This is a genomic window from Methylobacter tundripaludum SV96 (assembly GCF_000190755.2).
GTDB classification, from domain to species: Bacteria; Pseudomonadota; Gammaproteobacteria; order Methylococcales; family Methylomonadaceae; genus Methylobacter_A; species Methylobacter_A tundripaludum.
The window spans coordinates 448,227-466,601 of sequence record NZ_JH109152.1 but is presented as its reverse complement, the minus strand read 5'-3'; the positions used below and the strand labels follow the sequence as shown (position 1 = coordinate 466,601).

Annotated in this window: 16 protein-coding genes; 10 read left to right on the top strand and 6 right to left on the bottom strand. The window is 50.2% G+C overall.

Features of this window, described 5'->3' with window-relative positions; translation table 11 throughout:
• Positions 1-67 precede the first annotated feature (67 nt).
• On the top strand, positions 68-1,591 hold the full coding sequence (locus METTU_RS02075) for an ATP-binding protein (RefSeq protein ID WP_006889646.1): 1,524 nt from the start codon (positions 68-70) through the stop codon (positions 1,589-1,591).
• A 1,122-nt stretch (positions 1,592-2,713) separates the two neighbouring features.
• Here the strand turns inward: METTU_RS02075 and METTU_RS02070 are convergent.
• Positions 2,714-3,781 (bottom strand): acetate/propionate family kinase, encoded by a 1,068-nt coding sequence (locus tag METTU_RS02070; protein ID WP_006889645.1) that lies wholly within the window; start codon positions 3,779-3,781, stop codon positions 2,714-2,716.
• The gene (locus METTU_RS02065; RefSeq protein WP_006889644.1) at positions 3,769-6,141 is read right to left on the bottom strand and encodes a phosphoketolase family protein; all 2,373 of its coding nucleotides are present in this window, start codon (positions 6,139-6,141) and stop codon (positions 3,769-3,771) included. The genes METTU_RS02070 and METTU_RS02065 overlap by 13 nt, the downstream gene beginning before the upstream one ends.
• A gap of 327 nt (positions 6,142-6,468) precedes the next feature.
• On the opposite strand from METTU_RS02065, the gene hemP (METTU_RS02060) reads away from it, so the two are divergent.
• Positions 6,469-6,666, top strand: a complete 198-nt coding sequence (gene hemP / locus METTU_RS02060; RefSeq protein WP_006889643.1) for a hemin uptake protein HemP — start codon at positions 6,469-6,471, stop codon at positions 6,664-6,666.
• A 176-nt stretch (positions 6,667-6,842) separates the two neighbouring features.
• Here hemP (METTU_RS02060) and METTU_RS22060 read toward each other — a convergent pair.
• Positions 6,843-7,600, bottom strand: a protein-coding gene (locus METTU_RS22060) for an IS1 family transposase (RefSeq protein ID WP_436969932.1) whose coding sequence is annotated in 2 segments (ribosomal slippage) — positions 6,843-7,342 and positions 7,342-7,600 — 759 coding nt in all. Because the reading frame shifts where the segments join, the coding sequence is not laid out codon by codon here.
• A gap of 168 nt (positions 7,601-7,768) precedes the next feature.
• Here METTU_RS22060 and hemP (METTU_RS22055) point away from each other — a divergent pair.
• From hemP (METTU_RS22055) to METTU_RS02025, 7 genes are all read left to right on the top strand, one after another.
• Positions 7,769-7,966, top strand: coding sequence for a hemin uptake protein HemP (hemP, locus tag METTU_RS22055; protein WP_006889642.1), 198 nt, complete (start codon positions 7,769-7,771; stop codon positions 7,964-7,966).
• Between the two features lie 244 nt (positions 7,967-8,210).
• Positions 8,211-8,351 (top strand): hypothetical protein, encoded by a 141-nt coding sequence (locus tag METTU_RS23920; protein ID WP_217182753.1) that lies wholly within the window; start codon positions 8,211-8,213, stop codon positions 8,349-8,351.
• Between the two features lie 9 nt (positions 8,352-8,360).
• On the top strand, positions 8,361-9,122 hold the full coding sequence (locus tag METTU_RS02045; RefSeq protein ID WP_006889641.1) for an energy transducer TonB: 762 nt from the start codon (positions 8,361-8,363) through the stop codon (positions 9,120-9,122).
• 7 nt (positions 9,123-9,129) lie between these two features.
• Entirely contained in the window at positions 9,130-9,918 is a 789-nt protein-coding gene (locus METTU_RS02040; RefSeq protein ID WP_006889640.1) for a MotA/TolQ/ExbB proton channel family protein, read from the top strand.
• Positions 9,915-10,343, top strand: a complete 429-nt coding sequence (locus METTU_RS02035; RefSeq protein WP_006889639.1) for an ExbD/TolR family protein — start codon at positions 9,915-9,917, stop codon at positions 10,341-10,343. The genes METTU_RS02040 and METTU_RS02035 overlap by 4 nt, the downstream gene beginning before the upstream one ends.
• A gap of 104 nt (positions 10,344-10,447) precedes the next feature.
• Positions 10,448-12,658 (top strand): TonB-dependent receptor, encoded by a 2,211-nt coding sequence (locus tag METTU_RS02030; RefSeq protein ID WP_006889638.1) that lies wholly within the window; start codon positions 10,448-10,450, stop codon positions 12,656-12,658.
• A gap of 310 nt (positions 12,659-12,968) precedes the next feature.
• Positions 12,969-13,628 (top strand): PepSY-associated TM helix domain-containing protein, encoded by a 660-nt coding sequence (locus tag METTU_RS02025; protein WP_006889637.1) that lies wholly within the window; start codon positions 12,969-12,971, stop codon positions 13,626-13,628.
• 71 nt (positions 13,629-13,699) lie between these two features.
• Here METTU_RS02025 and METTU_RS02020 read toward each other — a convergent pair whose 3' ends face one another.
• Both METTU_RS02020 and METTU_RS02015 read right to left on the bottom strand, forming a co-directional pair.
• Complete coding sequence (locus METTU_RS02020; protein WP_006889636.1) at positions 13,700-15,322, bottom strand: GTPase domain-containing protein; 1,623 nt, start codon at positions 15,320-15,322, stop codon at positions 13,700-13,702.
• Positions 15,303-17,042, bottom strand: coding sequence for a GTPase domain-containing protein (locus METTU_RS02015; protein WP_006889635.1), 1,740 nt, complete (start codon positions 17,040-17,042; stop codon positions 15,303-15,305). The genes METTU_RS02020 and METTU_RS02015 overlap by 20 nt, the downstream gene beginning before the upstream one ends.
• Before the next feature lie 123 nt (positions 17,043-17,165).
• Here METTU_RS02015 and METTU_RS02010 point away from each other — a divergent pair, with 123 nt between their 5' ends.
• Positions 17,166-17,591, top strand: a complete 426-nt coding sequence (locus METTU_RS02010) for a hypothetical protein (RefSeq protein WP_006889634.1) — start codon at positions 17,166-17,168, stop codon at positions 17,589-17,591.
• 2 nt (positions 17,592-17,593) lie between these two features.
• On the opposite strand, the gene METTU_RS02005 is transcribed toward METTU_RS02010, so the two are convergent.
• Entirely contained in the window at positions 17,594-18,253 is a 660-nt protein-coding gene (locus METTU_RS02005) for a DUF2959 domain-containing protein (protein ID WP_006889633.1), read from the bottom strand.
• Between the last annotated feature and the right edge of the window lie 122 nt (positions 18,254-18,375).

Here is an 18,375-nt window from a genome sequence, read left to right as displayed (position 1 = left end):
GCCTTGGACGATGCACTGAAACTTTCTGAAATAGGCTTGGTCAATACAAATAAAATGGACAAATACGATGATTAGCGAGCAAGAAATCCTTAACGCCAGCATTCTGATCATTGACGATCAGCAATACAATGTGCTTCTGCTTGGGGAAATGCTAGGTGATGTCGGCTATGCTTGCATTGCGTCGACAAATGATCCCCATGAGGTTTATTCGCTTCACCAAAAAAACCGCTACGACCTGATCCTGCTCGATCTACAGATGCCTGACATGGATGGCTTCCAGGTGATGGAAGGCCTTAAGGAAATTGAAACGGATGGCTACCTTCCAGTACTCGTGATCACTGCCCAACCGGGCCACAAGCTGCGGGCGCTCGCTGCCGGCGCGAAAGACTTTGTCAGCAAACCGTTTGATCTGGTCGAAGTACGGACGCGCATCCATAACCTGCTGGAAGTGCGGCTGCTGTACAAAAAACTAAATAATTACAACAAGGTGCTGGAACAAACAGTACAGGAACGGACCGCCGAACTTAACTCCATTTTTAATGCGTCAGTGGAAGGCATTATCACTATTGACATGTCCGACATCATCGTATCCGCTAATGCTGCAGTAGAAACTATTTTCGGTTATAAACCGAAAGAGCTGATCGGTTGCCGCATTAACAAGATCATGCCGTCATCGCCAAGAAAAATGAATGATTGCAGCTTGCCCCATACAGTAAAATCTGTCGGTCAAATTTGGGAGATTGAAGGCATTCACAAAAACGGTTCTGTGGTGCCTCTGGATATGTCCATAGCTGAGTTTTCAATTGAAAACACGCGCTATTTTACCACTATTGTACGTGATGTGAGTCTGCGCAAACACAGGGAACAGCAAGACAAGAAACATCTGGACGAACTCGCTCATGTCACTCGCCTTGGGCTGATGGGTGAAATGGCTTCAGGCATTGCTCATGAACTCAACCAGCCCCTGACTGCGATTTCAACCTATACACAAACCAGTATAAACCTTATTAACACTGATCATCCTGATCCGGTAAAGCTCCTCGAAATCTTATCCAAAATCCATCATCAGGCTTCAAGAGCGGGACAAATCATTCAACGCATGAGGGAGTTTATCAAATCTCATGCAAAACATCGTTCAACCGCCGACATTAATAGTTTGATTCATGAATGTGTTGACCTGTGCATTGTCGAACTTAATCAAAACGGCGTAAAGCTAAAGCTTGAACTGGAAAATAATCTGCCGTCTATCAATGTCGATCAGATACAAATTGAACAGGTCCTCATAAACCTGATCCGAAATAGCGTTGATGCCTTAAAAAACTTACCCGAAAAACGGCAACGCCAGATAACCATCCATAGCCGAGTGACTCTCAATAACAGCATACAGGTCAGGGTAAAGGACAACGGGCCGGGAATAAATGAAGACCAACAAAAAAAAATATCGACGCCTTTTTACACCACCAAGGCCGATGGCATGGGCATGGGAATATCCATCAGTCGTTCACTAATCGAGGCCCATGAAGGTACTTTGTATTTCAAGAGTAAACCTGACAAAGGCACCACTTTTTATTTCATCCTACCAATGGCTTAAGCCATTGGTGAAGTCAAGTAGGGATACGACAACGATTACTTCATTTTGGGGTCATAAAACTGTGCGGCAGTCTATTTGCCCTGTTCAAAAAAACGACCGTTTTTTGGAGATTGCCTCTTCCACGTCAGAAAAGGCTGTATTGAACTTATCTACAAAATCAAAGTATCAAACTTGCGAGGTAAATTGAGTTTCGTGGTACACATATTCACGAGCCATCACTAAAGCACTAACACTAAGAGTAACCCCGCTTGCTTCGAGCAACGGCTTCAGCAGAGTCCATAAATCGTGGCGACACGACCTATGTTATGGCCTAAAAATGAAAGAATCGTTGTTGCACACGTGTACTATCGCGCCTGTAGACTACTCGACTCCTGTCTCGTAACGTAGGATATTTTGACTGATTTTTATAATTCCGGGGGATGGGTAATAATATCCTGCCAGTGGCTGTGCGGCTGGCTTAGGTGTTACTGAAGGTGACTTTGCTTGACGGGGAGCTTTGATGTATGACGCTAGCAATATTCTAAAAATGTCCAACATAAATTATTCTTTGTTTGTTTGATGTAAAGTTATCTAAAAAAATCCGCCTTCTTCCAGAGCAAAAGCTCAGATTCATTACTGGATCTGAGCTTTAACCACTAAGTCGTTCTTCTTGCAATTGAACTTAGTGACCATTCCTCCTTAGAAATTGGTAGGTGTATTTTATACTGTGAATTTGCAATTAGAATATAAGTGCCACTACTTATACTGGTGTACCATGGCTACTTCAACAGTACCCAACCACGCTTCCTGGATGTAAAATTTCTACCCTCGAAGTAGGGTATAAAGTGTCGACGCTTTCTAAATACCGTTCTTTGGGTTCTAGCAGTGACTCATAGTGGCGGCTATTAAATGCTTCACTGGGCAAATGGAACTCGGTTTTTAAGCGTATTTCAAGATGGTGCAAGCAAAATATATGGAAAAACCTGCACAATGGTTACAGCCAACATCCCGATTTACAGCAGGTGTTGACTGGTAGCACGACGCCCGCGCACATGCCTGTGCGGCAGGGGCGGAATAAGCCGGTTTGAGCGAAAACTGGCGTTTCCGGCGCATTTGTAAGTTGTGCCGAAAACGCCCGCATCGCTACGGACAAGCGCTTAGGCAAAGGTCGCGAATCATCACCTCCTCATCAGCGGGGACAATCAGCACGGGTTTATAACCGGCAAGACCGATTTCATTCTGCCCGACACGGTTGGGATACTTATCCAACGCAAACCCCAAAAAACCCAAGGAACCGCAGATTTTTTCCCGAACTTCGGCAGAATGCTCACCTATGCCACCGGTAAAAACCAGCGCATCGATACCGCCCGCCTTGGCTGCAAAGCCGCCGATCGCCGCCCTCACCTGACGGCAAAAATAGTCGACGGCAAATTGGGCATTTTCACTGTTACTCGAAAGCAGCTCATTCATTTCCGAACTTTCACCCGCAGACAAAGCCATCAACCCCATCTGGTGAAACACCATGTCGCTCAATTGTTCGGGATTGTAGCGTTTCGCCAGCTCCAGCATCACGCCGGGATCGAGGTCGCCGCTTCGGGTTCCCATCGGGATGCCGCCCGCCGGGGTATAACCCATCGTGGTATCCACGGATTTCAGGTTTTCCATCAGGCAAAGGCTGGCGCCGCTGCCCAAATGAGCGACAACGACTTTTTTATAAGCCACGTCGCCCAAAACTCCCGCAAGCATTTTGGCGATGTAGGCATAATTGAGCCCATGAAAACCGAAGCGGCGTAGCCCCAACTCGTTCGGAATCGGCAGCCGTTTGGCCAACTCGGGCATCGTGGCATGAAAAGCCGTATCGAAACAAACGACTTGCGGCGCATTGAAACGTTGCAGGCATAAATCCAGCCCCAGCAGGTTGCCCGGCAGATGCAGCGGAGCAATATGGATCAGCTCTTCCAGTCGGCAACGCTCGGCCGCATCGACCCGCCTTGCCGGATCGACAATATCGCCGCCATGGACAAAGCGATGCCCGACCAGTTCCGGCATATCACCTTCCAGATCGTGCAGGAGTTGATCGAACGCTTCCCGTTGGTCATGCACTCGCTCATAGCGGAAATTGCGCCGCGCCCCGTCAGCGGAAAACAGGCTCGCCTTGATCGAAGACGAACCGCTGTTGATGGTTAGAACCGAGTGCTTCAATACGGCCACACCCAGTTGTCAACCTCGGGCAAATCGGTGCCGTGTTCGTAAGCGTAGTTGCGGCATTCGATCTGCATGTCGCGCATGCTTTCTTTGACATGCGCACCCGCCACGCGCAAAGCAGGAACGCGATTAATCGCATCGATCACCAGGCTGAAACGGTCTATCTCGTTCTGGATCGCAAGCTCCAGCGGCGTATTGATGCTGCCTTTTTCCTTGTAGCCGCGCACATGCAGGTTCTTGTGGTTGTTGCGACGATAAGCCAAACGATGGATCAACCAAGGATAGCCGTGGAAGTTGAACAAAATAGGCTTATCCAGCGTAAACAGGCTGTCGAAATCCTTGTCCGATAAACCGTGCGGGTGTTCTGATTCAGGCGTCAGCTTGTAAAGGTCAACCACGTTGATGAAGCGAATCTTAAGTTCCGGGAAATTCTCGCGCAACAACACCACTGCGGCCAGCGCTTCCTTGGTAGGAATGTCGCCCGCACTGGCTATCACCAAATCCGGCTCGACGCCTTGATCGTTACTCGCCCAACCCCAGATGCCGATGCCTTTGGTGCAGTGCTTGATCGCCGCATCCATGTCCAGAAATTGCAGATGCTTTTGTTTGTCGCAAACGATCACGTTGATGTAATTGGTGCTATTCAAACAATGGTTGGCAATCGTCAGCAGGCAGTTTACATCGGGCGGCAGGTAGATGCGCGTCACCGCTGGGCTTTTGTTGACCACCACGTCGAGAAAGCCGGGGTCCTGATGGGTGAAGCCATTGTGATCCTGACGCCATACGGTGGAGGTAATCAACAGGTTCAATGACGAAACCGGCGCGCGCCACGCGACTTCCTTGGACATGGCCAGCCATTTGGCATGCTGGTTGAACATCGAATCGATCACATGCACGAAGGCTTCGTAGGTGGAGAAGAAACCGTGGCGGCCGGTCAGCAGATAGCCTTCCAGCCAGCCTTCCAAAGTATGTTCAGACAGCATTTCCATGACCCGTCCGTCCGGCGACAGTTCGCCGCCATCGGCGTCTTCCGGCAGGTAGTCGGCCAGCCAGGTTTTTTTGCTGACTTCGTACACGTTGCCCAGCTTGTTCGAGCTGTTTTCGTCGGGGCCGAACACGCGGAAATTGTGCATATTCAGACTCATGATGTCGCGCAGGAACTTGCCCAGCGGACGCGTGTTTTCAGCAGTGGTGGTGCCCGGTTTGGTCACGACGGCGGCATATTCGCGGCAATCCGGCATGTGCAGGGCTTTGCGCAACAGGCCGCCGTTGGCGTGGGGGTTGGCGCTCATGCGTCGCGCACCCTTCGGTGCCAAAGCTTTGAGTTCAGGCAACAAGCGTCCGTCCCGGTCAAACAATTCTTCCGGCTTGTAGCTGCGCAGCCAGTCTTCCAGCTGCTTGAAATGCTCCGGGGTGTCGCGGACATTACCAAGCGGCACTTGGTGAGCGCGCCAGAAGCCTTCCACTTTCTTGCCGTCAACCTCTTTCGGCCCGGTCCAGCCTTTGGGCGAACGCAATACGATCATCGGCCAGCGCGGGCGAACCGGCTGGCCGCTGCTGCGCGCTTCCTGTTGAATGCGGCGGATTTCAAGTACGCACTGCTCCATCGTAACGGCCATGGCTTGATGCATGGTGTCCGGATCGCTACCCTCGACGAAATAAGGCGTCCAGCCGTAACCCTTGAACAGGTTTTCCAGTTCTTCGTGCGGGATACGCGACAGGATGGTCGGGTTGTTGATCTTGTAACCGTTCAGATGCAGGATCGGCAACACCGCGCCGTCGCGGATCGGATTCAGGAATTTGTTGGAATGCCAGGAAGTCGCCAGCGGCGCGGTTTCGGATTCGCCATCGCCGACCACCACCGCAACGATCAAATCAGGGTTGTCGTAAGCCGCGCCGAACGCATGCGAGACGCTGTAGCCGAGTTCGCCGCCTTCATGAATCGAGCCCGGCGTTTCCGGTGTGCAATGACTACCGATGCCGCCCGGAAAAGAGAACTCCTTGAAGAACTGGCGCATGCCGTGTTCGTCTTCGCTCTTGTTAGGATAGATTTCGCTGTAAGCGCCTTCCAGATAGACCGGGCCTAGTACGCCCGGCGCGCCATGTCCCGGCCCGGCCAGGAAAATGGCATTCAGGTCGTACTTGTTGATCAACCGGTTGAGATGGATATAAGTGAAAGATAATCCCGGACTTGATCCCCAGTGCCCCAGCAAACGACTCTTCACATGCTCTATCTTGAGCGGTTCGCGCAACAGCGGATTGTCGCGCAGATAAATCATGCCCGCAGCCAGGTAGTTGCAGGCTCGCCAATAGGCGTCAATATTGCTGATTTCTTCTTGTGTTAGCTGGGTCGGTTGGGTGGTCATGGTTTATATATCCGGGTTTGGTTTCATAGGGGTCAATTGAATTTCGATATTAGACATTCTCATTATGACGCCTGTATGACAGACTGGCTAACAATACAAGGTAATCGCTCTTGAATGGCCTAACGATGATGAAGAAGCCCCCGGAAATGAAAGTATTTGGGGTCGAAGGGTGGATAAGCTCAGCCATCCATTCCAACACTGAATTGACATCAATACCCGCTTGAACATGCTCTGTCCCAATAGATAATTGCCCCCTGACTTTTGAGTAATTTAGCAAAAGAGAACAACAAGTGTTGACTCGCCAAATGATAATTATTATTTAAACCCATGAACAAACAACTACCCGACTCTATCGAACCTCTGGACTTAAAGCTGTCTACAAAGCAGGACACAACGCCGGCTTTACGACAACGGTTAAACAGCGCCGAGCTATTTAATACCAGCCGCGAAGTGGTCATCGAACATGCCGGTGAGGAATACCGCTTACGTTTAACGCGCCAGGACAAATTAATCCTGACCAAATAATTTGTAAAAAAACAGCCAGCCATCATCCAACACTTTCAGCTGTTGGTAGCCAGCCAATGTCAAAGACACGCTACATACCGTAGCTTCGGCCGACTCCATTCTGCCTAATATTGGGATGGTGAAATCAATGAACTCAAATAAACAACACAAGAAAGTGGTAGTGGTTAAATCTGTAATTAGGCATGAATATCCAAGCCAAACTCGACCTTGTTAATCAGCAATCCGATAACCGTATCATGCAGGGTCTCAACTTTCGAAAAGCAAATTGTTTTTCGTGTGAGCCGCTTAATCCAGGTTCTGAAATTCAGATTCTTGCGTTCAATTTTTTGGGTATTACGCTTGCCTACCTGATGCTTATCGGCTTCAAGGTGACGTTCATAAGCGCCCCAATCATCGGTGTAATAACGGCTAATGCCAAAGGGCTCAAGCAATGCTTTCAGCTCTTTGAACACCTCGTCCGTGCGTTTGCCAAACACATAAGCCCGTACGATATTCGTCGCATGATCAACGGCATACCAGAGCCGGCGTTGATTGGACTTGTTACCGACAAAAGACCACTGTTCATCCATTTCAGCGGCTTCACACGCGAGTTCCAATCTCACCTCCATATTTCCTCCTGAATTTAAGGTCTGAATGTTGGGATTTACCTGGACTAAACGGTTCGACTTTTTTTTAACGTGCTAATGACTGTGTTTTTGTTGATCTTGAGAACTCGCGCTGTATCACGGATGCCACTACCGTTAATAGCCATGTCCACAACTTGCTCCTTGATGCCCGGCTCGCACGCCTTATAGCGGTAAGCCAGCATGAACGTTTTAGTGTTGCAATCCGGATTTTGACAGCGGTAACGCTGTGTACCCTCTGCACTACGGCCAGACTTCATAATTGGGTTGCTGCCACAAGCCGGGCAGGTAATTTCTTGATAACAGGTCATAGGGGTATTATACGGGCAAATTACATATTTAACCCATTACCCTCTTTTTGGCCCTGAGTAACTAACCTCCTGCCGTTGATAAAAATTGCATAACATCAGTTAAGTATTTGTCAGAAAAAAACCAACAAGTGTTGACTCGTCAAATGATAATCATTATTATTTGTATCCATGGACAAACAACTTCTCCCCTCATCTGAATCTTTAGACTTAACGCTGTCTACAAAGCAGGACATAACGCCCGCTTTACGGCAGCGGTTAAACAGTGCCGAGCTATTTGGTACGGGAAACGAAGTTGTCATCGAACATGCGGGTGAAGAATACCGATTACGTTTGACTCGTCAGGGCAAATTAATCCTGACTAAATGATTTATCTCTTGACCTAGTTATTACGCTTTATTGCCGGCAGGTTATTTTCCTCCTACCTACCGGCCTCTCTCCTAATAATGATACGGGGAATGAACATGCCGACAATAAAGTGCAATGCATATAAGTCAAGAGCAGCCAGCCATCCGACACTCAGGTGCCCGGTAGCCAGCCAATATCAAAGAAACGCTGCCTATTGCAGCTTCGGCAGACGTTATCCTGCCTAACATTTGGATGGCAAAAATCAATGAACTCAAATAAGCGACACAAGAAAGCAGGACTATCCGGTAACGACAATTGTCGCGTGGTATTTCGCCCGGATTGCGGCGCATTAAAGATGCATTTTGGCGCATCAACCATGCAATCATTACACATACTCAACAAATAAGGAGCGGCCATGTTCACTAAAATGATCTTCCCAATAGCCACCTTCTATTTCCTGGAAAATCGGCCCGCTCTCATGTTAGGAAATATTAATCATAACAGCGTTACGCGAAGCAAGGACCGCCCATGGATCGCGTTGGTTTTGGTGCTATGCGCACACCTGGCGATGTTTGCGGCATTACGTCCACAATCGCAGTCTTTGCCACTTGATACGCCCCCCGAACCCATCATGATTAGCCTGCTGAGCGCGCCAGAGGCAACGCCGCAAAAACCGGTGCCGCCCGTCCAGCCGGTAGTAAAAGAGCAAAAACCAGTCAAGAAAAAAGTCAAACCGATCATTAAACCTGTTGTGCCACTGATAAAGCAAACACATCAGCCGGTAACCCCGCCAGTGGAACAAACATCCACGCCAGTAGCGGCAACAGATTCGCCGATTGCCGAACAGCAGACCAAGACAACAACCAACAAGCCCGCAGACACACAGCCATACCAGTCGCCCAACTTCAATGCGGCTTATTTAAATAACCCGGCACCGAATTATCCGCCAATCTCGCGGCGGCTGGGCGAACAAGGCCTGGTATTGCTGCGCGTGCAAGTGACGCAGGACGGTAAAGCCGGTTCCGTTGAGCTGCAAACCGGCAGCGGCTCAAGTCGACTCGATCAGGCTGCGCTGGAAGCAGTCAAGAAATGGCAATTTATTCCAGCCAAACGTGGTGAACAATCGGTTAGTGCATCGGTCGTTGTACCGGTCAGATTTTCAATAGAAGAAGGATAAAATCATCATGCAAGCAGAATATCTCTTAGACAACCTGAAATTCATCAGTCAAGGCGGTGCGGTATCTATCGCCGTAGCAGCGATGCTGCTGGCCATGTCCATCGGAAGCTGGACTTTAATGGTCATCAAAGCAATACAGGCGCGGCGTTTAAGAAGCAACAGCGCCCGTTTTTTAGAACGCTTTTGGCAAGCTTCGTCGACAACCCTATCATCAATGGTGACTGTCATGAGCGAGGATTTGAATAAAGCTGAAAACCCGTTCGCGCGTCTTGCGATACAAGGCATCAATGCTGCCAACCATCACAAGCGTTACACCGCTCAACTTTTTGCGGAGCACGCAGTTACCGCCAATGAAGGCGGAAGTAGCGCACTGCAAGAACATTCGCGGCATGATGAATTTATTGCCCAGGCGCTACGTCGCGTTATCGGCCAGGAAGCCATGCACCTGGAAACGGGGCTTACCTTATTGGCTTCGGTGGGCAGTATCGCCCCTTTCATCGGGCTATTCGGCACAGTCTGGGGCATCTATCATGCGCTCGGCGCCATCGCCGTCGGCGGCCAAGCCTCTGTAGACAAAGTAGCGGGACCGGTCGGCGAAGCACTGATCATGACCGCGTTCGGTCTAGCCGTTGCCATACCCGCGGTACTGGCCTATAACGCCCTGGTACGCGACAACCGCCTATTAATGGGCCAATTGGAAACGTTCGCCCACGACCTGCATACCTACCTGACCACCGGCGTACCGTTAGCAGCCGGGGAAGTTACCGAAATGACACCCATGGCGGTGTCATTATGATGGGCTCAGGCGGATTCGGCGGCGATAATCACCATACCCAGCCGATGGCGGAAATCAACACAACGCCAATGGTGGACGTCATGCTGGTGCTGCTGGTCATTTTCATCATTACCGCGCCGCTGCTCACCCACTCAATCAAAATCGACCTGCCGCAAGCCGGCAGCCAGTCCAATCCGGAAAAACTCGATATTGTGACCCTGTCGATTAATGGAGAAGGCAAACTGTTTTGGAACGATGCGCCATTTGAAGAGGCGGAACTCGCCTCAAGACTGGGGACAGAAGCGCAGAAAAAGCCCCAACCCGAAGTGCATTTACGCGCTGACAAAGCAACAAATTATCAGCAATTGGCAATGGTTATGTCCGCTGCACAAAGCGCAGGAATAGAAAAACTTGGATTTGTTACCGAGCCGAATTCAAAAAAATAACACAACCGGTTTACGCCGCAGTGCGTCGATCCCGAATATTCAGCCAGCCATCGCCTTGAGTGACTAGCCAGCCAACAAGCTAACCATAACAAGTAAGGCTATTTATGAAAAATCACAAAAACCGACCGCTGATACCGGCTATTACCCCATTATTGAACGCGCCGCATAGTTTAATGAAATGGCAACTGGGAGCGCTATTACCGCTGGGCTTGGCCTTAAGCACAGTGACCATGGCTGCCGATCCCGTTTCGAACACACGCGCAGCTGAAGGTAAAGAACTAACCTTGCCTACCGTTAAAGTAAAGGCGTCGCGCGAGAAAACGCCCAATGTTACGAAGGGCTATCAAGCCAAAAGCAACTCAACCGCAGTCAAAACCGATACGGCCCTGATCGACCTTCCGCAATCAATCACCGTTATCACGCAAGAATTGATCAAGGACCAAAATATGCAGAGCATAGCCGATACGACTCGCTATGTACCCGGTGTCGGCACCGCCCAAGGGGAAGGCAATCGGGATAACCCGATTTTTCGCGGCAACAGTTCGAATGCGGATATGTATGTCGACGGCATACGCGACGACGTGCAGTATTTTCGCGATCTTTACAACATCGAAAGGGTCGACGTGCTGAAAGGCCCTAACGCGATGGTTTTCGGTCGCGGCGGTTCAGGCGGCTTGATTAACCGCGCCACCAAGCAGGCCAACTGGAGCAATTTACGCGAAATGAATTTCCAGATCGGTTCCTTTGATAAATATCGGGGCACAGGGGACGTCAACCAAGCCATTAACGACAACGTTGCCGTGCGCCTCACTGGCATGTGGGAGAATTCCCGCAGCTACCGCGACGGCTTCGATGCCGGACGCTGGGGCGTTAATCCCACTTTAACCTGGCAGCCCAGCGAGCAGACCAAAGTATCGCTGGGCTATGAGCATTACGACGATAAAAGAACTGCGGATCGAGGCATTTCCTCGTTTGGAGGCCGTCCGGTCAACACCGATGTCTCTACTTTTTTCGGCGATCCGGAGCGCAGCCCGACCTCGGCAACAGTCGATTCTTTCAAGGCAGTGCTAGACCACGACTTCGGCGGAGGCGTCTCGGTTCGCAACAGCAGCCGTTACGCCAGCTATGATAAGTTCTACCAAAACATCTTTCCGGGCGCGGTCAATGCCGCCGGCAACCAAGTCGCGATTTCGGCCTACAATAACGCTAACCAGCGCGAAAATTTATTTAACCAAACCGACCTGACTTTTTCGTTGAACACCGGGCCTCTTAAGCACAAGTTTCTGACGGGTATGGAATTCGGCCGGCAGGAAAACGATAACTTCCGGAATACCGGTTATTTTACCAATGTGGGCGCTAACGCTACGTCAGTCAATGTTTCGTTGGCAGATCCCAGGTATCGCGGCGCCGTCGCTTTCCGGCAATCCGCCACGGACGCGAACAATCACGGCGTGACAACCATTAAGGCCGGTTATGTGCAGGATCAGATCGACTTAACGGAACATTGGAAGGCCATCATGGGGGTTCGCTTCGATCGCTTCGAAGTCGATTTCACCAATAACCGCAATGGTCAAAACTTTACTACTAATGACAATCTGGTGTCCCCACGCGGCGGTTTGATCTACAAACCGTTTGACAACTTCTCCTTGTATAGCAACTACAGCATCGCCTATGTACCGAGGGCGGGCGACCAGCTGGCGTCGCTTACATTGACTAATGCAGCGTTGAAACCGGAAGAATTCAGGAATTACGAAGTGGGAGCAAAATGGGATATTCGACCCGATCTGTCGGCAACGCTGGCTTTGTATCAACTTGACCGCCTCAATGCCCTTGCCACCGATCCCAATAATCCGGCGCTGTCGTTTTTAGTCGACGGCCAGCGCACGCGCGGTATAGAACTGGGTTTGAGCGGCAACATTACCGATGCCTGGAAAGTCATGGGCGGCTATGCCTTTCAAAACGGCGAAATCACCAAAAGCATTTCAAGCACCGCATTGGCCGGCGCCACTCTGGCACAGGTGCCGGAGCACACCTTCTCGCTGTGGAACCGTTATGACATTACCCAGCAATGGGGCGTAGGCCTGGGCTCGATATACCGCAGCAAAATATTTGCGGCCACCGATAACCTGGTCACCCTGCCCGGCTTCCTGCGCTTCGATGCGGCCGTCTACTTCAAGGCTACTAAAAATATCCAATTGCAAGTCAATGTCGAAAACCTGTTCGACAAGAAGTATTACGCTAATGCGCACAACAACACCAATATCACACCGGGTTCGCCGATCGCCGTTAATGCGGGAATCAGTGTAAAGTTTTAAACTATTGTCGTCCCTAACGCATGAAAAACAAGCAGGATGAATTCTGCTATTTTCTTGAGGTAGGCCGGGTTGGTCGATAAAGCGACCAACCCGCCGACACCTATCTTTGGTCGCACCACCAGGGCAATGAACTGATTTAACGTTCATAGTCAGCCCAACATCGACTAAGGTAGCGTTTCGGAATGGCATCAACGCAACGCACAAAGCGACTTTGGGGCTCTATGAGATGCATCCCGCTTTCGCCGCTTTCCGTGATGAAGTATTTAAAAAATACTACCGCACCGACGAACAAAACAGACAAGGATAAATAATGCTACAAACACAAAACCCGGAGGCACCATTGAACCGGAAATCGAAACGTATTCAATGGCTAAAATGGCTGCGCCGTATCCATGCCTGGGTCGGGCTGTGGGGAGCCGCATTGGGTCTGTTGTTCGGCGTGAGCGGAATTTTGCTCAATCACCGTATGGTGATGAAAATTCCGGCGGTGCAAATGGAACAGTCGCACATTGAAATGGCCTTACCCCAGCCGCTTCCAGTCGATGCAAAAGCCTTGGCCTTATGGCTGCAAGTACAGCTAAGCATCGACCGGGAGGCCAGTAAAATTTCCATTGATCCGGAAAAAACCGTGACCTGGGCCGATCGGAACCTCCAGCAACCCAGTCAGTGGCGGGTGGATTTTCACAGTCCGCAGCAGTCTGTTACCGCCGAATACTGGGTAGGCAATACTTATGTTTCGATAAAGCGTCAGGACGCAAACGCCTTCGCCTTCATCACCCGATTGCACAAGGGTGTCGGCATGGGAACGGCCTGGGTACTGCTGGCGGATACACTGGCCGGCGGCCTGGTATTTCTTTCTTTGACCGGCCTTTTGTTGTGGACCAAGCTGCACGGTTCACGTCTGGCTATGGCCGGGTTAGGCCTGACTTCGCTGGGGTCGATGGTGTTTATTACACTGAACTCGCTGTAAACTCGGCATTGAATGCCTGTTCAACGGGCGCATACACTGCGCCCGTTCCCTCATTTGTGTTTAATCCTGCTTTAATCAATCAGCATCCGGGCCAAGGGACTGTTGCTGTCTATTGACGATTGTCGACCGGCATCGGCTACACTGCAAAGCTCAATAATTCCGTCTAGCTGCTTGATCTGCCCGGCATGTTGATGGCCGATGTTTTCTATCGCCAGCAACACTTCGCCGTCGATCATGTTGATGGCGCTGTTTAAGCCTTTATTAAGGCCTCTTAAGGCGCTTTTTTCCAATGACGGCTTTAATTTTTTCAGAATGAAAAACGGCGTCAGCCAGGTAATGGCGATTAACAGACTGCTATGTACCGCAAAGTCCACGCCCAAATAAGCTACTTCGGTCATGTTGCTGGTGTAATAGCCGATAAAAACCTGATAGCCGACCCAGCAAATGGCCGCAAGCGGCAGGATGATTTCGCATAAACGCATGAACTTTAAAAAGGCGCGATGCAATACATTGCCGGGGTTCGCCAATGCTTGTCTGGCGGCCAGTTCGGTTTGCGCCTGGATGATTTTAGGCGCTTTTTCGCGTAGCGCAGACAACTGCTGCTTAAGCGGATTGACCGGAATGCCAAGCTGGTCGGCATTGATAACGAATTCATCCAGCGCATCGTCAAAACGGGCTTCGGCCCAATCATCCCACAAGTTGAATTTGGCGCCGGTCGATGCATATTTGGCCGCCGCCGGACTGCTTAATAGATCGGCCGCGTGATCGGCATAGTGCCGCGCCAACTGTTGGATGGGCCATGTAAAACCCTGTTGCAGCACTTGGGCTGACCGTTGCCATTGGTCTTGCCACAGCTCCGGCAATTGCTGAAAAACTGCTTCGGAGCCCAGCAACCGGCCGGTGCTTTGCAGGGTTTGCTTTAACTCGTCTTTTTTAATTTGCGTGCTTCGTTGCTCCAGTTGCGCAACGATATGCTCGGTCGCCAACGAGCTAATGGTCGATTCCAATATTGCAAACTCATCGACTTGCAGGCCTTCGGCGCAGGCGGTCTTGAATATGATCGGCTCGGCAAAGCCCGCTTTATGCAGTTGCCGTTTGAAATCCTCGTACTGCTCCGTCAGGCCCCTGTCCCACTGGTTCAGGACAAACAGCCAGGCGTGCCTGCCGCCTTCCGCGAGCAGCAAGCGCCAGGCTTTTTCATCGCGATAGCGTTCGGGGCTGACCACATAGATCAGCACATCGATATGCGGCAACCATTCCAACACCTGATGTTTGTTGCTTTGCTCGGTGCTGTCGAAATCGGGCATATCGATCCAGACTACATGTTTCCTGGACTCGTTGTCATGCTCGGCGGTTTTGATTTGCGCCAGCGGCAGTTGTTCGGGTAAATGCTTTATCGCAACGCTATGGTGATGATAGAGCGTGACTTCCCGCGAAGTGGGCCGCTCGACTCCGGCTCGGGCGATGGCTTTGCCCGCCAGACGGTTCAGCAAGGAACTCTTGCCCACGCCAGTGCCGCCCATGAAGGCGACGATCAGCGGCCTGGAGCCGTTATGGTTAAACAGGGTTTCGGGCGATCTGGCATCGACATCGCTCAACTGCTGCGCGGCGTCCGCATTGATCCAGCCGGCTGCCAGCGCCTGCTCCGCCCAGCGTTTTGTTGTTTGTACCAAACTAGAGTAATCGTAAGCCATGGCGCTTTTCTGTCAGTTGAGGCTCTGCCGCACGCAGCTGGTCAGGGGAGATATTAAAATGAGGAGTCATCGATAATTGCTCAGGCAGCTGCAAGAGTTTAAGGCGCAGGCTCTCGACAAATAATGCCTGTTTGACGGTATTGAATTGGTTTTGTTTTAGATCAGCTTCCACTTTGTGCATATAGCCGCCGACCGCGCTTTCCGCCAGCAACGAAGTCAGAGTCAGCATCGCTGGGGCAATGACCAAGTCATGCAGGCCGATGCCGCCCATTTGCAAGGTCAGCGCAATAACAGCGGCATCGGCAGTCGCTCGGGTTGCGCGCAAGCTGTTTAAAACCACCGGCTGTTCTTGCAGTTTGTAATACAAACGATGCGCGGCGCTGTCTACATCCTGCTGAAACGACAGATGATAATTTTTTGCCGCCAGGGCAAAATCCTGTAACGCGTCCTGTCGCTGGTTGCGCAACATGCTGTTTAGTTGCCGCCACCACGGGCCCTGATCACCTTGCTCGGCCTTATCCAACAACTTGTCGGCCAGCTGGATCAGCGTATGTTCGGCTATTTGATTTAACAAGGCTATTTCGTAACTGCTGTCTGAAACATGCAGTCTTTTGCGTCCCAGTTTCATGACCTGCCTGACCGGCCAAGTCAAGACCTGGCGGGTGCTGGCCAGAATGCGAGCTAATCCGGGGATTTCCATTAAATTCAGCAATTCGGTCATCGCAAGCTGAAAGGTTTCGTAATGATGCGGATGATTCAGGTAATCGCGCTGGTAACTTTCCATCGCCTGATTGATCATCAGATCGACTAATTCATGCCAATCGTTTAACGCCTGATGTTCGGCAACAACCGGTTCCAGCCAGGTTTGCCAGTGCCTTTTCAATAACTCCTGTTCAAAACGCGGGTGTTTGTTCAAACGTACTTTATTCGCCAGTTGCTTAAGCAACGGTTGCCTGGACTCAGGCCAATCCGGCAGCCCGCCCGGCTTTTGGTAATACAGCGAAACGACCTCGGGAAATTCGTCGGTTCTCGCTTGCCGCCACTTTTCTTTTAATGACTGGATGATGATCGACTCGGAACCTTCTACCAGTTTATTCAGGCAAATAAGGGTCGGCTGATGCAATTCTTCAACGGCGGCCATGATGTCCCAGACCGATTGATCGGCATATTTTTCCTTGCTGACCACCAGGATCACCAGATCCGCCAAGGCAATCGCCCTGATGACACCTTCGCGGTAAGTAGCTGAATCTATCGAATCGAAATCGGGCGTGTCCCACAAAACGCCATGCGGCAAAAGTCCTGAATCCGTGGCGTTTTCGGTTAGCGAATAGCAATCATGCCGGTCTTTGCTTAGCTGCGTTTGTTGCAGCTGTTGAAATCGGCCGAAATAACGTTGCAGGCCGCTACAGTCGGCAAGACTTACGCCATTGCAAAAACCCTGTGGATGTATGGTGTAACCCGCTAATGGGCTGATCCCGGCAGCATTACTGTTCAATAACACGTTGACCAGCGAGCTTTTTCCGGCCTGCGTCGGCCCTACCACAGCCATGTGCAACAACGGCTGCTGCGACGCCTCGATCAGCTGCCCCTTGCGTATGAAGGCTTCCGCCAAAATCAGCTGGTCGATCCGCTGTTGATAGCTTGTTTTAACCGACTCATTACCCTGCTGAGCCAAAACCGCCTGGTAACGTTGTTTTAATAATTGGATAAATTCCAGCATGAAAAACCAGCTCAGGATTATAATGACTGACTATTTTACTTCGTTTGACGATCCTGCGTTATATAATCACAAACCCTGTAAATAGCATGACATGCGTCCCTACTTAAACCTGAGGTTATCTTTATGAAGAAATTACCTGTTCTTCTGCTCATTCTCTGCTGCACATCGTTAATTGGCTGCAGTAAGGGCCAACAAATTAACGGTCATAATACCCGTACTGTCTTTAGATCAGTTAAAGCGCTAAAAAACCGCTTATCTCCCGATGCGCGTATTGAATTTGAAGTCTCTTTCTGGATGCTTCGCGATTCCATTAAAAGCGAACAAGACTTTCTTAACGCGGTTGACGGTAAAAAACCCGAAGAAATCATTGCATTGGGCAAAGAACTTTATCAGCAACGGAAAAATAACGGCTTTGCAGGCTATGAAAAGTACACAGGCTGGGATGATATGATCGCCAAATTCGGCAAAGAAAGAATCGATCAGGATAACCGTAAAGGTAAAAAAGAAGATCCTAAAGACAAAGCCAACGACGTTTTGTACAAGCTCTAATGTTACCGGCTGGGCAAGGCTTTTTGATCGGTTAATACTGCAACAAATTGACTTGCCTCAGCGATGGTCTGCTCCATGGCATTGATCAACTGAGAAATATCAATGCCTATCTCAATAAATTCATGCCTTAATGCCGCGATAGCCTGGGCATTAAGGTTATGTTTCAAATACAACACCTGATCTTTGAAGGCCGCCAGTACCGGCTGAATTTTCGCTTCGGCTTTTTGCATGGACCGGATCAGCCGGGCATAATTTTGCCTGGCTACCTTTAGCTGCTGCTTACTGTGGGCGCGCAAGTTACGGTTAGTGTATTCATTGAGTTCGCTTTCCCATTCTTTGAACAACGCCTCGCTGACCTGTTCAATCGCCCTGATTCTGTTGCTGACCGCATCGGATTTAGCACAACAAAACTGATACTGTCTGTTGAGCAGGTTGTATTTATGGTCCAACGTGGTTTCATTGACGCAGACCAAGTTCTTAAACCGCTGCAGCGCATCTTCAAACTCATCCCTGGTTTCCCGCAAACCCACACAAGCCTGTTCAACATGGGTGACGACTATATCGCGCTTATGTTCGCCGATGGATTCCCTGGCGCTGTAAATAGCAGTGCGGATTTTTTTTGAGAGAAAATTGCTGATGAAATTTAACACTTTTTGTGCCATATCGTTGCTGACGGTTTGTGATGATCGGCCATTAGAACCTTGGGGTATTTATCATTTAAAATCTTTTTATTCACCACGAAGACACGAAGTTTATTTCTTCGCGTCCTTCGTGTCTTCGTGGT

Bases quoted from the DNA above. Each gene is read 5' to 3' on its own strand.
- METTU_RS02015 (WP_006889635.1), bottom strand. From the start codon at position 17,042: ATGCTGGAATTTATCCAATTATTAAAACAACGTTACCAGGCGGTTTTG.
- METTU_RS02025 (WP_006889637.1), top strand. From the start codon at position 12,969: ATGCTACAAACACAAAACCCGGAGGCACCATTGAACCGGAAATCGAAA.
- METTU_RS02005 (WP_006889633.1), bottom strand. From the start codon at position 18,253: ATGGCACAAAAAGTGTTAAATTTCATCAGCAATTTTCTCTCAAAAAAA.
- hemP (WP_006889642.1), top strand. From the start codon at position 7,769: ATGGACAAACAACTTCTCCCCTCATCTGAATCTTTAGACTTAACGCTG.
- METTU_RS02010 (WP_006889634.1), top strand. From the start codon at position 17,166: ATGAAGAAATTACCTGTTCTTCTGCTCATTCTCTGCTGCACATCGTTA.
- METTU_RS02035 (WP_006889639.1), top strand. From the start codon at position 9,915: ATGATGGGCTCAGGCGGATTCGGCGGCGATAATCACCATACCCAGCCG.
- METTU_RS02030 (WP_006889638.1), top strand. From the start codon at position 10,448: ATGAAAAATCACAAAAACCGACCGCTGATACCGGCTATTACCCCATTA.
- METTU_RS02075 (WP_006889646.1), top strand. From the start codon at position 68: ATGATTAGCGAGCAAGAAATCCTTAACGCCAGCATTCTGATCATTGAC.
- METTU_RS02020 (WP_006889636.1), bottom strand. From the start codon at position 15,322: ATGGCTTACGATTACTCTAGTTTGGTACAAACAACAAAACGCTGGGCG.
- METTU_RS02040 (WP_006889640.1), top strand. From the start codon at position 9,130: ATGCAAGCAGAATATCTCTTAGACAACCTGAAATTCATCAGTCAAGGC.
- METTU_RS02065 (WP_006889644.1), bottom strand. From the start codon at position 6,141: ATGACCACCCAACCGACCCAGCTAACACAAGAAGAAATCAGCAATATT.
- METTU_RS02045 (WP_006889641.1), top strand. From the start codon at position 8,361: ATGTTCACTAAAATGATCTTCCCAATAGCCACCTTCTATTTCCTGGAA.
- hemP (WP_006889643.1), top strand. From the start codon at position 6,469: ATGAACAAACAACTACCCGACTCTATCGAACCTCTGGACTTAAAGCTG.
- METTU_RS23920 (WP_217182753.1), top strand. From the start codon at position 8,211: ATGAACTCAAATAAGCGACACAAGAAAGCAGGACTATCCGGTAACGAC.